Source organism: Stenotrophomonas sp. NA06056 (assembly GCF_013364355.1).
Taxonomy (GTDB): Bacteria; Pseudomonadota; Gammaproteobacteria; order Xanthomonadales; family Xanthomonadaceae; genus Stenotrophomonas.
Map to the genome: position 1 here is coordinate 2,650,330 of NZ_CP054931.1, position 12,628 is coordinate 2,662,957.

16 protein-coding genes are annotated in these 12,628 nt (G+C 66.6%); 2 read left to right on the forward strand and 14 right to left on the reverse strand.

The features are described 5' to 3' along the window. Positions 1–375 (forward strand): Mth938-like domain-containing protein, encoded by a 375-nt coding sequence (locus HUT07_RS11795; RefSeq protein ID WP_032976512.1) that lies wholly within the window; start codon positions 1–3, stop codon positions 373–375. A 314-nt stretch (positions 376–689) separates the two neighbouring features. Here the strand turns inward: HUT07_RS11795 and HUT07_RS11800 are convergent, their stop codons facing one another. Genes HUT07_RS11800 through surE form a run of 4 tightly spaced genes read right to left on the reverse strand, consistent with a single transcriptional unit; the run spans position 690 to position 3,559 of the window. After that, a complete protein-coding gene (locus HUT07_RS11800; protein ID WP_100464722.1) occupies positions 690–1,475 on the reverse strand; it encodes a peptidoglycan DD-metalloendopeptidase family protein in 786 nt (261 codons plus the stop codon). Beyond that, positions 1,472–2,086, reverse strand: a complete 615-nt coding sequence (locus tag HUT07_RS11805; protein WP_176021094.1) for a DedA family protein — start codon at positions 2,084–2,086, stop codon at positions 1,472–1,474. Before HUT07_RS11805 ends, HUT07_RS11800 begins: the two co-directional genes overlap by 4 nt. Positions 2,087–2,105: 19 nt before the next feature. After that, on the reverse strand, positions 2,106–2,783 hold the full coding sequence (locus HUT07_RS11810) for a protein-L-isoaspartate(D-aspartate) O-methyltransferase (RefSeq protein WP_089240249.1): 678 nt from the start codon (positions 2,781–2,783) through the stop codon (positions 2,106–2,108). Further along, positions 2,780–3,559, reverse strand: coding sequence for a 5'/3'-nucleotidase SurE (gene surE / locus HUT07_RS11815; protein WP_089240247.1), 780 nt, complete (start codon positions 3,557–3,559; stop codon positions 2,780–2,782). Before surE ends, HUT07_RS11810 begins: the two co-directional genes overlap by 4 nt. Before the next feature lie 209 nt (positions 3,560–3,768). Here surE and HUT07_RS11820 point away from each other — a divergent pair, with 209 nt between their 5' ends. Then, a complete protein-coding gene (locus HUT07_RS11820) occupies positions 3,769–4,308 on the forward strand; it encodes a Smr/MutS family protein (RefSeq protein WP_176021095.1) in 540 nt (179 codons plus the stop codon). Positions 4,309–4,610: 302 nt separating this feature from the next. Here HUT07_RS11820 and truD read toward each other — a convergent pair whose 3' ends face one another. The 10 genes from truD to HUT07_RS11870 all read right to left on the reverse strand — a co-directional run bounded on the left by truD (position 4,611) and on the right by HUT07_RS11870 (position 12,505). Next, positions 4,611–5,642, reverse strand: coding sequence for a tRNA pseudouridine(13) synthase TruD (truD, locus tag HUT07_RS11825; protein ID WP_176021096.1), 1,032 nt, complete (start codon positions 5,640–5,642; stop codon positions 4,611–4,613). Beyond that, the gene (gene ispF, locus HUT07_RS11830) at positions 5,639–6,136 is read right to left on the reverse strand and encodes a 2-C-methyl-D-erythritol 2,4-cyclodiphosphate synthase (RefSeq protein ID WP_176021097.1); all 498 of its coding nucleotides are present in this window, start codon (positions 6,134–6,136) and stop codon (positions 5,639–5,641) included. Before ispF ends, truD begins: the two co-directional genes overlap by 4 nt. A 34-nt stretch (positions 6,137–6,170) precedes the next feature. Then, positions 6,171–6,869, reverse strand: a complete 699-nt coding sequence (gene ispD, locus HUT07_RS11835; protein WP_176021098.1) for a 2-C-methyl-D-erythritol 4-phosphate cytidylyltransferase — start codon at positions 6,867–6,869, stop codon at positions 6,171–6,173. Then, positions 6,866–7,216 (reverse strand): cell division protein FtsB, encoded by a 351-nt coding sequence (ftsB, locus tag HUT07_RS11840; RefSeq protein WP_176021099.1) that lies wholly within the window; start codon positions 7,214–7,216, stop codon positions 6,866–6,868. The genes ispD and ftsB overlap by 4 nt, the downstream gene beginning before the upstream one ends. A 4-nt stretch (positions 7,217–7,220) precedes the next feature. Continuing rightward, complete coding sequence (gene eno, locus HUT07_RS11845) at positions 7,221–8,513, reverse strand: phosphopyruvate hydratase (RefSeq protein WP_176021100.1); 1,293 nt, start codon at positions 8,511–8,513, stop codon at positions 7,221–7,223. A 97-nt stretch (positions 8,514–8,610) separates the two neighbouring features. Beyond that, positions 8,611–8,943 carry a hypothetical protein gene (locus HUT07_RS11850; RefSeq protein WP_176021101.1) on the reverse strand — a complete coding sequence of 111 codons (333 nt, stop codon included), beginning with the start codon at positions 8,941–8,943 and terminating at the stop codon, positions 8,611–8,613. Further along, a complete protein-coding gene (locus HUT07_RS11855; protein WP_176021102.1) occupies positions 8,943–9,290 on the reverse strand; it encodes a hypothetical protein in 348 nt (115 codons plus the stop codon). The genes HUT07_RS11850 and HUT07_RS11855 overlap by 1 nt, the downstream gene beginning before the upstream one ends. Further along, entirely contained in the window at positions 9,287–10,117 is an 831-nt protein-coding gene (gene kdsA, locus HUT07_RS11860) for a 3-deoxy-8-phosphooctulonate synthase (protein ID WP_014036736.1), read from the reverse strand. The genes HUT07_RS11855 and kdsA overlap by 4 nt, the downstream gene beginning before the upstream one ends. A gap of 88 nt (positions 10,118–10,205) precedes the next feature. Next, a complete protein-coding gene (locus HUT07_RS11865) occupies positions 10,206–11,870 on the reverse strand; it encodes a CTP synthase (RefSeq protein WP_100464696.1) in 1,665 nt (554 codons plus the stop codon). Between the two features lie 401 nt (positions 11,871–12,271). Continuing rightward, the gene (locus HUT07_RS11870; protein ID WP_176021103.1) at positions 12,272–12,505 is read right to left on the reverse strand and encodes a hypothetical protein; all 234 of its coding nucleotides are present in this window, start codon (positions 12,503–12,505) and stop codon (positions 12,272–12,274) included. Positions 12,506–12,628 lie beyond the last annotated feature (123 nt).

Below are 12,628 nucleotides of genomic sequence, written 5' to 3' on the forward strand. Positions count from 1 at the left end.
ATGCAGCTGAACCACGAACTGCCCGACTACGCCTACAGCCTGCGCGCCGCTGACGGTCGCTCGGCACGAGTGAATGATCGCGTTCTGGGCAACAGCTTCTTCCTGACCCCGGACCAACTGGTCGAGCAGTGGCCAGTGACCGATGTCGCGGCGCTGCAGGTGGCTGACCTGGAGCCGATCCTGGCACTGAAGCCGGCATTGATACTGCTCGGCACCGGAGAGCGCCAGGCGTTCCCGCCGGCGGTAGTCATGGCCGCCTGCCTGTCGCGCGGCATCGGCCTGGAAGTGATGAACAATCCGGCTGCCGCGCGCACCTTCAACATCCTTGCCGGCGAAGGCCGCAAGGTGGCGGCCGCCTTCATTCTGGAAGGTTGACGCCGGAGCCGCCGGGCGTGGCCCGGCGCTGCCCTGGATTACAGATTGTCTGTAGCGCCCGAGCCGATGCTCGGGCGGCGCCGTGCGGCGGCGAAAAGGCAGCCGAGCATTGGCTCGGCTCTACAGAACAGCATGCCGGGCACGTGGCCCGGCGCTAATGGCCAGTTACTTCGCCGGCAGATACTGCTGCGGGTCGACCGGCTTGCCGTTGTAGCGGGTGAGCAGAGGGCGTTTGCGGCCCATGGGCCGCGCCCTCGGCAAACGCCCGGCGCGCTGCGCCGGGCCGGGGATCCGCCCGCAAGGCGAACATCCAGTTACTTCGCCGGCAGATACTGCTGCGGGTCGACCGGCTTGCCGTTGTAGCGGATCTCGAAGTGCAGCATGTCCCGGTTGGCACCGGTACGGCCCATCTCGGCGATCTGCTCGCCGGCCTTCACGCTCTGCCCTTCATTTACCAGCCGCTTGCGGTTGTGGCCATAGGCCGACAGCCACTGGTCACTGTGCTTGATGATGATCAGCTCGCCATAGCCCACCAGGCCGGCACCGGAATACACCACCACGCCATTGGCCGTGGCTTTCACCGGTGCGCCGCTGGTGCCGGCGATGTCCACACCCTGCTTGGTCGCATCACCGGCCACGTAGCGGCCCACGACTGCGCCATCGGCCGGCCAGCGCCAGGCGATGTTGCTCTTGACCGGACCTGCCGGGCCCGGCGTCGGTGCAGTGCTGCCGCCGGACGTGCTGCCACCGGGTCGCGGCGCGGTCACCACGGTGGTCGGCGCGCGGCCGCCACCAGAACCGGCCGGATACAGGCGGATCACCTGTCCCGGATAGATGGTCGATGGGTTGTCGAGGTTGTTCCAGGCGATCAGGTCGGCCGGGGTGATGTCATGGATGCGGGCCAGCGCATAGATGGTGTCGCCCTTGCGCACGACCACGGTCTGCCCCGGCTTGGGCACCGACGTCTTCGGCGTGCTGACGCCACTGCCGCCGCTGCCACTGGGCCGGACCACGGTGGCGGTGCCACAGGCGGCCAAGGTGGATACCAGCAACGCCAGTGCGCCGATGCGCACTCCCTTGCTCAGACGATCTGCACTCATGCGAACTTCGACCTCCATACAAGCCAGGCGATCAGCACCACCACCAACGCGGTGGCGATCCAGCCCAGCGGTTCAATCCATCGGCGCAGCGCTGCTTCGGCGCGCGCACCACCGATACGGATGACCGCGGCCAGCACGAACACGCGCTTGCCGCGACCGATCAGCATGCTCAACAGGTACTGCGGCATCGGCACGCCGACGATACCCGATGCCCACGTGAAGACCTTCATCGGAATCGGCATGAAGCCACCCAGCACCAGGAAAGTGAACACCGCCCACGGCGACTCCACCATCTTGGCCTGCACGGTAGCAATGCCCTGCTCGATCGACGGCAGCATGCCCAGCGCCTCGAACACCGGCTTGATCGCTTCGAATGCGTAATGGCCCAGCGCGTAGCCGACCAGCGCGCCGACCATCGAGCCGGCCAGGCTGAGGGTGGCGAACCACCAGCCGCGCTTGGGCTGGGCCACGCACATCGGCGCCAGCATCACTTCCGGCATCACCGGGAAGATGATGGCCTCGAAAAAGCTCAGCACCATCAGGTAGGTCGGCGCGCGCTCGTGCGCGGCCCACTTCATCGCCCGCTCGTACAGCGGCCCGAAAATCTTCATGCAACCCTGCTCCGTGGATTCAATCGAGCATGCCAGACAGCAGCGGTACGAAGGTGACCGGCGCCAGCACGCGCTGTTCGATGCTGCCGTCGTCCTTGCGATCAAGCTGCACCAGCGACTGCGCGCCCGCGCCGCCGACCGGGGCGACCAGGCGGCCACCTTCGGCCAGCTGCTCGACCAGGGCATCGACCAGCGCCGGTGCGGCGGCGGTGACCACGATGGCGTCGAACGGACCATGCTCGGCCCAGCCTACGCGACCATCATCGTGCTTGGTGCGGATGTTCATGCCCAGCGCACGGAAACGCTTGCGCGCCTGCCGCAGCAGATCGCCGATGCGCTCGACGGTGTAGACCTCAAGACCCAGCGCACCCAGCACTGCAGCCTGGTAACCCGAGCCAGTGCCCACTTCGAGCACCTTCTTCGGCGCCACCTGCAGCACGGCCTCGGTCATCCGCGCCACCACCCACGGCTGCGAAATGGTCTGGCCGTGGCCGATCGGCAGCGCGGTGTCTTCATAGGCGCGTGAGGCCAGGGCCTCATCGATGAACAGATGGCGCGGCACCACCCGGATCGCGTTCAGCGTCGACTCGTCGACGATGCCGGCCTCGCGCAGGCGGTCGACCAGGCGGTCGCGCACGCGCTGCGATGTCATGCCGATGCCGACCGCTTCCGGCTGCAGGCGCAGGCGTGGGCTCATGCCGGCTGGTCCAGCGCGGCGGTGAGGCCGCCGACCCAGCTGGCGACCTTTTCCAACGCCTGATAGCGGGTCAGGTCAACCTGGATCGGGGTGATCGAAATGTGACCGGTGCGCACCGCATGGAAATCGGTACCGGGGCCTGAGTCCTGCTCGCGCCCGGCCGGACCGATCCAGTACACCTCATTGCCGCGCGGGTCCTTCTGCGCGATGCAGCCTTCGGCGCGATGGCGGTTGCCCAGGCGAGTGACTTCGAAGCCCTTGACCTCGCTCCACGGCAGGTCCGGCACATTGACGTTGAGGATGGTGTCGGCCGGCAGCGGATCGGCTTTCAGCCGGGCAACAATCTCCACCGCGGCACGCGCTGCCGTCTCGAAATGCTTCGGATCATGATTGCGGGTCACAAGCGACACCGCCACGGCGGGCAGGCCGAGAAAACGACCTTCCATCGCCGCCGAAACGGTGCCGGAATAGATCACGTCATCGCCGAGGTTGGCGGCATTGTTGATGCCGGACACGACAATGTCAGGCTCGAATTCCAACAGGCCGGTCAGCGCAAGGTGCACGCAATCGGTGGGCGTGCCGGCCACCGACACGGTGTAGTGGTCGATGCGCTTGAGCCGGATCGGCAGATCCAGGGTCAGCGAATTGCTGGCGCCGGAACGATCGCGGTCCGGTGCGACCACCGTGACTTCGTGCCCGGCCTCGCGCAGTACGGATGCCAGCATCCGGATGCCCGCCGCGTCGACACCGTCATCATTGCTGACCAGGATGCGCATCTTCGATTTAACCGCTTGATTTTCCAAGAATTCGATCCCGTCACCTTGCAGCGTGGGCGAAGCCAACCCGTCTCCTCCAGGGAAGCGGCGACTCCGCAAGTGCGCCGACTATTGTGCCGCAAGCGGGCGCTGGGTCCTACCCTGTCTGCGGTCACGGCCGACATCGAACGGTCATAGGCAGACCCGCGCAGGCGGTTTAACCTGTGCGCATGTCGCACCCTGAAGACGAAGATCCGGCTGCCTTGTTCCGAGCGGCCATCGGCGAAGTGACGCCGCTGCGCAAGGAAGTGGAGCCCGCGCCCGCCGCGCCGCGGCCCAAGCCTCGCGCACGCATGGCCGAGCGCGACGACGCGGAAGCCGCCAGTGAGTTTGCCCGGCTGCTGCGCGACAACGCGCCCCTGGAAGCAGGCGATGTTGCAAGCTACCGGCGCGACAATCTACCGCCACGCCTGTTCCAGCGTTTGAAGCGTGGACAGTATTCGGTGCAGGACGAATTGGACCTGCATGGCGCTACAGCCACGCAGGCCGAGGCGATGCTGCGCCAGTTCCTGCTGGAAGCCCACGCACACGAGCATGGCTGCGTGCGCATCATCCACGGCAAGGGCCTGCAGTCCGATGGCAGTGCGCCGGTATTGAAGAACCTGGTGGACCGCGCGCTGCGCCTGCGCAACGACGTGCTGGCGTTCCATTCCGCCCCGCCCGGGCAAGGCGGGACCGGCGCAGTGCTGGTGCTGCTGGCGCGGCGCTGACGTTTTGCCGGTGGGATTCAGCCACGCATGGCGTGGCTCTACTGATGGCCCAGCCACGCACGGCGTGGCTCTACTGACGGCCCAGCCACGCATGGCGTGGCTCTACTGACGGCCCAGCCACGCATGGCGTGGCTCTACTGATGGCCCAGCCACGCATGGCGTGGCTCTACTGATGGCCCTTCCGCGCATGGCGTGGCTCTACTGATGGCCCGTCCACGCATGGCGTGGCTCTACTGCAGCGAGCGGAGGAACGTAGATCCACGCCATGCGTGGATGCTCTTCGCCTCCGCGCCCTTTTCCGTTCAGGCCTGCGAAGCGTCTTCGACCGGGCCGAGCTCGTGCAGGACGGCCGTGGCGTAGCAGCCCGGCGGTAGCGCGAAGGACAGCTCCAGCACGTCGTCGGCCAGCCACTGATGCTGCAGCAGCGCCGGACGCAGGCGCAGCGCGCGCCGCTCCTGCTTCAGCCGCGCCTCTTCCAGGCCAACACGCAGCGCCTTGGATTCGTCATCGTCCAGCGCCGCCAGTTCCAGTTCACGGGCGGCGTCACTGCTGCGCAGCTCACCCTCGCCCCACAGCGGGGCGCTGGGGTGAATGTCGAAGCGCGCCAGGCGCTCTGCCAGCACATCGCCGTAGGGCTCGGGGCCGAACACGCTGCGGCTGCCGTCCAGCATCCACACTTCCCCCTGCAGCGGCTGATCCCAGCAGCCCTGCTCTACCCGCGCGGCCAACACACGGTTGAACAGCGCCGAACGTGCCGCCGACAACAGCAGCGAACGCTGGTCCTTGCGCATGCGGCGACCGCCAAACATGGCCAGCGCGGCCGGAACATTGCCGCCATCGCGACCAAAGCGCTGCTCGCCGAACCAGTTCGGCAGGCCGCGCGTGGCGATCTGCTGCAGGCGCTCGTCGATTGCACTGGCGTCACCCTGCACATCACGCAGCACCAGCTTGAAGCGGTTGCCGGCCAGCGCACCGCGCTGCAGCTTGCGGTTGTGCCAGGTGGCCTCGATCACCTCGATCTCGTCACTGGCCAGCTCGGCCAGATCCGGCGCGACGCGCTTGGGCAGGTGCACGCTGAAGCGCTGGGTGGTGACCGCGTTGCGATCCTTCATGCCAGCATAGCTGACCGCCATTTCCGGCAGGCCCGCCCACTTCGCCAGTACCTTGGCCACATGTTGCGTGTTGGCACCGCGCTTGCGGATATGCAGCAGCAGGTGCTCACCTTCGCCGGTTGCTTCGAAGGCCGGCAGTTCATCGACCTGGAAGTCTTCCGGCGTGGTGCGGATGCGCGCCTGCAGCAGCGGCGCGCCGAACGCGAGTGGCAGCGGAATCATGCGGTCACCAGCAGGACGACGGCCTGCGCAGCGATGCCTTCGCCGCGGCCAGTGAAGCCCAGCTTCTCGGAGGTGGTGGCCTTGACGCTCACCGCGTCCAGCGGCAGCTGCAACAGTTCGCCGATGCGCTCACGCATGGCCAGGGCATGCGGGCCGACCTTGGGTCGCTCACAGATCACGGTGATGTCGGTGTTGCCGACACGCCAGCCGCGCTCGCGCAGCAGGCTGTCGCAATGGCGCACGAACTCGCTGCTGTCCGCGCCCTTCCAGCGGTCGTCGCTGGGCGGGAAGTGCTGGCCGATGTCGCCCAGCGCGATCGCGCCGAGCATGGCGTCGCACAGCGCGTGCAGGATGACGTCGCCATCGCTGTGCGCAAGCACACCGCAACTGTGCGGTACCGCGATGCCGCCGAGCATGATGTGGTCGCCTTCACCGAAGGCATGGACGTCGTAGCCCTGACCGATACGGACGGGCGGGAACGGGGAGGTGCTCATGGATGCAGCCCTTGCAGCAGGGCCGCGCGGGCGGTCAGCCGGCGCGGCGGGAGAGTACGAATTCGAAACGATCCAGATCGGCCGGGGTGGTGACCTTGAAGTTGTCCTCGCTGCCTTCCACCAGCAGCGGGCGCTGGCCCTGGCGCTCCATGGCCATCGCATCGTCGGTGACATCGATGCCGACGGCAGCCGCTTCGGACAATGCGCGGATCAGCTGGTGACGGCGGAACAACTGCGGCGTCAATGCACGCCACAGGCGCTCACGCGGCTCGGTGCCGTCGATGCCGCCATCGTCACCGGCGCGCTTGAGGGTGTCGCGTACCGGCGCAGCCAGGATCGCGCCGACCGGGTCGGTACGCCCCACTTCCAGCAGGCGGCCAAGATCGGCCTGCGACAGATTCGGACGCGCCGCGTCGTGCACCAGCACGAATTCATCGGCTCGCACACTGTCCGGCAGGGCCTGCAGCCCCGCCAGTACCGAGGCGGCGCGGGTGGCGCCACCGGTGCAGGTCAGCACCGGCTTGCCGGCCCATTCCGTCCAGCCCGGCCAATCAGCATCGTCCGCGCCGATCACCACCATCGCCCCGGCCACGGCCGGGTGCGCAAGCAGCGCGTCCAGGGTGTGGGCGAGCAGGGTCTGCCCGCCTGCCTGCAGGTACTGCTTGGGCAACGGCGCACCAAAACGCGTGCCGCGGCCGGCTGCCGGAACGACCACCCAGATAGCGGCACTCATGGCACGTCCGCCGGATGGTCGCCGGCCTGGGCCGTGACCGCCGCAGGCTGCGCCGGTCGCGACTGTGCATCTTCCACCACGCGGTAGAACTTCTCGCCGGGCTTGATCATGCCCAGCTCGCTGCGCGCGCGTTCCTCGATGGCGGACTGGCCTTCCTTGAGGTCCTTCACTTCGGCAGCAAGCGCATCGTTGCGCTGCTGCAGACCGTCATTGTCCCGTTCCTGGTTGGCGACCTGGGCTTCGAGCATCATCACTTCACCCGAATTGCCCGGGCCGAACCAGAAACGGTACTGCAGCCATGCCAGCAGCAGGGCCAGCAACAACAGCAGCCAGCGCCAGTCGCGCATCGGCTCAGCGCTTCAGCGACACGAACGCGTCACGACCCGCGTAACGCGCGCCGGCACCGAGAGCTTCCTCGATGCGCAGCAGCTGGTTGTACTTGGCCACGCGATCGCTGCGGCACAGCGAGCCGGTCTTGATCTGGGTGGCGGTAGTGGCCACCGAAATGTCGGCGATGGTGGTGTCTTCGGTTTCGCCCGAGCGGTGCGAGACCACGGCGGCGTAACCGGCGCGGTCGGCCATGGCGATCGCTTCCAGGGTTTCGCTGAGGGTGCCGATCTGGTTGACCTTGATCAGGATCGCGTTGGCGGTGCCCGAATCGATGCCTTCCTGGAAGATCTTCGGATTGGTGACGAACAGATCGTCGCCGACCAGCTGCACCTTCTTGCCGATGCGATCGGTCAGCAGTTTCCAGCCCGCCCAGTCGTTCTCGGCCAGGCCGTCTTCGATGGTGATGATCGGATACTGCGCGGCCCAGTCGGCGAGGAAGTCGACGAACTGCTCGGAGGTCAGGCGCTTGTTCTCGCCGACCAGGTTGTACTTGCCGTTCTCGAAGAACTCGCTGGAGGCCACGTCCAGGCCCAGCAGCACGTCTTCACCGGCGGTGTAACCGGCCTTGCCGATCGCTTCGAGGATGGTGTCCAGCGCTTCGACGTTGCTGCGGAAGTCCGGCGCAAAGCCGCCTTCGTCGCCCACCGCCGTGCTCAGGCCGTGGCCCTTCAGCACCGACTTCAGCGAATGGAAGATTTCGGTGCCGGCACGCAGCGCTTCGGAGAACGAGGTGAAGCCGACCGGCAGCACCATGAACTCCTGGAAATCGACGTTGTTGTCGGCGTGCGCGCCGCCGTTGATGATGTTCATCATCGGCACCGGCAGCGACGGGGTCGCGCCGGTCTTGCCGGCCAGGTACTGCCACAGCGCCTGCTTGCTGGAGGCAGCGGCAGCGTGTGCGGCGGCCATGGAAACACCCAGCAGCGCGTTGGCGCCCAGGCGGCCCTTGTTCTCGGTGCCATCCAGATCGATCAGGCGACGGTCCAGGCCCGCCTGGTCGGTGGCCTCGAAGCCCTTCAGTGCGTTGGCGATGGCGCCGTTGACGTTGTCGACGGCCTTGCGCACGCCCTTGCCCAGGTAACGGGTCTTGTCGCCGTCACGCAGTTCCACCGCTTCCTTGGTGCCGGTCGATGCGCCGGAGGGAACCGCGGCGCGACCGAACGAACCGTCCTCCAGGGTGACTTCGGCTTCCAGCGTGGGGTTGCCACGGCTGTCGAGGATTTCACGGGCATGGATGCTGCGGATCGTACTCATGGTCGGGCCGGTTACCTGTATGGAGAGGGGGCGACAAAAACGAATGCCGCGTGATTATCCCCGGCTACCCCTCACTTGCCAAATGGCCTGAGCGGCGTCAGCCCCAGCTGGACCCGATCACGATCATCACCAGCGATACCAGCATCACCAGCAGCGCGCCCGCAATGGCCGCGCACACCGGTCCGCGCCGCCGTCGCCAGGCCATCACCATCGCTACCAGGCTGCCCACGAAAGACAGCACCAGCGTGACCAGCGCCGCCAGCATCCAGTACTGCACGGCCTGCACGCCGTTGTTGCCATCCCCCGGCGGCCGGAAGCTGGCGGCAAAGGCCAGCACGCCCAGCAGCAACCCGCCCCAAGCGAGCACCGACAGCAACAGGGCGATCAGGCCCCACGGCCAGCTGCGCGAGGGTTCAGGTGTCGTATTCATCAAAGGAGATCGTGCAGCAGGGTGCCCACCCACAGCGACAGCAGGACCATCGCCAGTGCAGCGGTGACCCTGCCCCGGTTCAGGCGCCAGCCAAGCACCGCAGCGAAAAACCCTGAGGAAATGGTCAGCACTTCGGCCACCGCCAGGGCGATGACGAAGGGCATCAGGTTCACTACCGGGCCGCCGGCGCTGGACGGGCGCATGCCGGCACCGAACAGCATGCCGATGGCGAACACGCCCGACACCGAGAGCAGGGCCAGGCCAAGTGCGATCAGGCCCCACGGCCACTGCCGCCAGTGCCGGCGACGACGCTGGATTTCCAGCGCCGCCCTCGGGTGCTCACTCACGCGAAGCGCGAGAAGCCGTGCTTCTTGGTTACCGCGTCAAGCTCCATCAGGGTCTCCAGCAGGGCTTCCATCTGGTCCAGCGGCCACGCGTTGGGGCCATCGGACAGTGCCTTGGACGGGTCCGGGTGGGTCTCGGCGAACAGACCGGAGATGCCCACGGCCACCGCAGCACGGGCCAGCACCGGCACATGCTCGCGCTGGCCACCGGAACTGGTGCCCTGCCCGCCCGGCAACTGCACCGAATGGGTGGCGTCGAACACCACCGGGCAACCGGTATCGCGCATCACCGCCAGCGAACGCATGTCGCTGACCAGGTTGTTGTAGCCGAAGCTGGCGCCACGCTCGCAGACCATGATCTGCTCGTTGCCGGTGGCCTTGGCCTTCTCGACGACAGGCTTCATGTCCCACGGCGCCAGGAACTGGCCCTTCTTGATGTTGACCGGCTTGCCGGCCGAGCACACCTTGCGGATGAAATCGGTCTGGCGGACCAGGAACGCCGGGGTCTGCAGCACGTCCACCACCGAGGCCACTTCATCCATCGGGGTGTATTCGTGCACGTCGGTCAGCACCGGCACGCCGATCTGCTTCTTGACCTCGGCCAGGACCTTCAGGCCCTCTTCCATGCCCGGGCCACGGAAGGCCGTGCCGGAGGTGCGGTTGGCCTTGTCGAAGCTGGACTTGAAGATGAAGTTCACACCGAGCTTGTCGGTCACTTCCTTCAGCTTGCCGGCGGTATCCAGCTGCAGCTGCATCGACTCGATCACGCAGGGGCCGGCGATCAGGAACAGGGGCTGGTCCAGCCCGACCTCGAATCCACACAGTTTCATGGCGTTTCCTTGTTGTCCGCTACACCGGCAATGCCGGTGCGCTGGGGTTGAAGCGAGCAAGATGGGGGCCGGCGGCCCCCATGACAAGTCAGGCGCGCACTTCCTGCAGCAGCTTGCCACCGGCCTTGCGCTCGCGCGCGGCACGGATGAAGCCGATGAACAGCGGGTGGCCATCACGCGGGGTGGACAGGAATTCCGGGTGCGCCTGGCAGGCCAGGAACCACGGATGCTGGTCGCGCGGCAGTTCAACCACCTCCACCAGGGTGTCATCCATCGACTTGCCGGCGATCACCAAGCCTGCGTCCTCCAGCTGGGTGCGGTAGCGGTTGTTGAACTCGTAACGGTGGCGGTGGCGCTCGGCAACCACGTCCTTGCCGTACAGCTCGCGGGCCAGCGTTCCCGGCTTCAGGCGCTGTTCCTGCAGGCCCAGGCGCATGGTGCCGCCCAGGTCGCTCTTGTCGTCACGCTTTTCGACGTCGCCGGTGGCGGTGCGCCACTCGGTGATCAGGCCGATCACCGGGTTCGGCGACTGGCGATCGTTCTCGGTGCTGTTGGCGTCTTCCAGGCCCACCACGTGGCGCGCGTAGTCGACCACGGCAGCCTGCATGCCGTAGCAGATGCCGAAGTACGGCACCTTCTGCTCACGGGCGTACTGCGAGGTCAGCACCTTGCCTTCGAAGCCACGGTCGCCGAAACCACCCGGCACCAGGATGCCATCGACATCGGCCAGCGCGGACATGTCGCTGCCCTCCAGGTCCTGCGCTTCCAGCCACTTCAGGGTGACCTTGGTGCGCTGGCGCAGGCCACCGTGCTTGAGTGCCTCGCCGACCGATTTGTAGGCGTCCTGGTGGTCGATGTACTTGCCGACCACGGCGATGGTCACCGCATCCAGCGGATGCAGGGTGGCATCGACGGCGTCTTCCCACATCGAAAGATCGGCCGGACCGGCCTTGTCGGCCAGCTTCAGCTGGTTGATGACGATCTCGTCCAGGCCCTGTGCGTGCAGGCCCATCGGAATGCGGTACAGCACATCGACGTCGGGCACGCTGATCACCGCGCGCTCGGAGACGTTGGTGAACTGGGCGATCTTGCGACGCTCCGAATCCGGCACCGGCTGTTCCGAGCGGCACAGCAGCACGTCCGGCTGGATGCCGATCGAGCGCAGTTCCTTCACGGAGTGCTGGGTCGGCTTGGTCTTCAGCTCACCTGCGGCGGCGATGTACGGCACCAGGGTGAGGTGCATGAACAGTGCCTTTTCCGGGCCACGCTCGGTGCGCACCTGGCGGATCGCCTCCAGGAACGGCAGCGACTCGATGTCGCCGACGGTGCCGCCGATCTCCACCAGCGCCACGTCGAAGCCCTCGGTGGCTTCGTCCATGCAGCGACGGATCTCATCGGTGATGTGCGGAATGACCTGTACGGTCGCGCCCAGGTAGTCGCCGCGGCGCTCCTTGCGGATCACTTCTTCGTAGATGCGACCGGTGGTGACCGAGTTCTTGCGGCTCAGGCGGGTGCGCACGAAGCGCTCGTAGTGGCCCAGGTCGAGATCGGTCTCGGCGCCGTCGTCGGTGACATACACCTCACCGTGCTGGAACGGGCTCATGGTGCCCGGGTCAACGTTGATGTACGGATCGAGCTTCATCATCGTGACCTTCAGGCCACGGGCTTCGAGAATGGCGGCCAGTGACGCAGCGGCAATGCCTTTGCCGAGCGAGGACACCACGCCGCCGGTTACGAAAATCAAGGGAGTCATGGCTGCAAGCATCCTGTCTGGAAATGGAAAACGGCGGCGCCACGCCTGCCCGGGGGGCGGGCGTGGAGCAGAAAGGGGGTTTTCCGGTTCGCTGGTGCAGCGAGGGAGGTGGCGGTCCAGCCAGCGGCAAGCGCCTGGCAGGAACCCTCGTGCGAGGTCGGGGCGGCCGTGCCGGTCATTTCGACCGTCACCTGCGACCCGCTTTGCTGGAGGCCACGCATGGCCGTTCCAGCCCATTCGCAAAGGGTGGACACGCACTTACTCCCGGAAAGCCATAGTTTACAGATAGATGGCCGCCAACCCAAGGGGCAGATGGCGCCATCGGCAAAAAGAAACGCCCCGCTGGGCGGGGCGTTCAGGGATGAAACCCTTGTGGCAAGGGCTTCGGAGGGGCTGAAGAATTACTTCTTCTTCCTCGCCTCTTCCTCTTCTTCCTGCTGCGGCACCGGCTGGCCCTTGGCCTTCATCTCGGCATTGGCCTGCGCGCGGCGCTTGGCCTTGGCGTCGGCTTCAGACTGCGCCTTGTCGGCCCGGTCACCCTGCTGCGGAGCAGGCTGGCCCGCGTTCTGCGCCAACACCATCGGCACGGCAACAGCGGCGGCAGCCAGGATCGCAATGGTCAGCAACTTCTTCATGGAGTCCTCCTCGCGGTATGGCTCGGATATGGGGGGCGCCGGTGTTCGGTTCCAGCGGCTGCCATTTTACCCCCTCCCCGCCAACGAGGCTGAACCGCAGGCGTGCAAATTCCCGGTCCAGAC

Bases quoted from the DNA above. Each gene is read 5' to 3' on its own strand.
- HUT07_RS11795 (WP_032976512.1), top strand. From the start codon at position 1: ATGCAGCTGAACCACGAACTGCCCGACTACGCCTACAGCCTGCGCGCC.
- HUT07_RS11800 (WP_100464722.1), bottom strand. From the start codon at position 1,475: ATGAGTGCAGATCGTCTGAGCAAGGGAGTGCGCATCGGCGCACTGGCG.
- HUT07_RS11805 (WP_176021094.1), bottom strand. From the start codon at position 2,086: ATGAAGATTTTCGGGCCGCTGTACGAGCGGGCGATGAAGTGGGCCGCG.
- HUT07_RS11810 (WP_089240249.1), bottom strand. From the start codon at position 2,783: ATGAGCCCACGCCTGCGCCTGCAGCCGGAAGCGGTCGGCATCGGCATG.
- surE (WP_089240247.1), bottom strand. From the start codon at position 3,559: ATGCGCATCCTGGTCAGCAATGATGACGGTGTCGACGCGGCGGGCATC.
- HUT07_RS11820 (WP_176021095.1), top strand. From the start codon at position 3,769: ATGTCGCACCCTGAAGACGAAGATCCGGCTGCCTTGTTCCGAGCGGCC.
- truD (WP_176021096.1), bottom strand. From the start codon at position 5,642: ATGATTCCGCTGCCACTCGCGTTCGGCGCGCCGCTGCTGCAGGCGCGC.
- ispF (WP_176021097.1), bottom strand. From the start codon at position 6,136: ATGAGCACCTCCCCGTTCCCGCCCGTCCGTATCGGTCAGGGCTACGAC.
- ispD (WP_176021098.1), bottom strand. From the start codon at position 6,869: ATGAGTGCCGCTATCTGGGTGGTCGTTCCGGCAGCCGGCCGCGGCACG.
- ftsB (WP_176021099.1), bottom strand. From the start codon at position 7,216: ATGCGCGACTGGCGCTGGCTGCTGTTGTTGCTGGCCCTGCTGCTGGCA.
- eno (WP_176021100.1), bottom strand. From the start codon at position 8,513: ATGAGTACGATCCGCAGCATCCATGCCCGTGAAATCCTCGACAGCCGT.
- HUT07_RS11850 (WP_176021101.1), bottom strand. From the start codon at position 8,943: ATGAATACGACACCTGAACCCTCGCGCAGCTGGCCGTGGGGCCTGATC.
- kdsA (WP_014036736.1), bottom strand. From the start codon at position 10,117: ATGAAACTGTGTGGATTCGAGGTCGGGCTGGACCAGCCCCTGTTCCTG.
- HUT07_RS11865 (WP_100464696.1), bottom strand. From the start codon at position 11,870: ATGACTCCCTTGATTTTCGTAACCGGCGGCGTGGTGTCCTCGCTCGGC.
- HUT07_RS11870 (WP_176021103.1), bottom strand. From the start codon at position 12,505: ATGAAGAAGTTGCTGACCATTGCGATCCTGGCTGCCGCCGCTGTTGCC.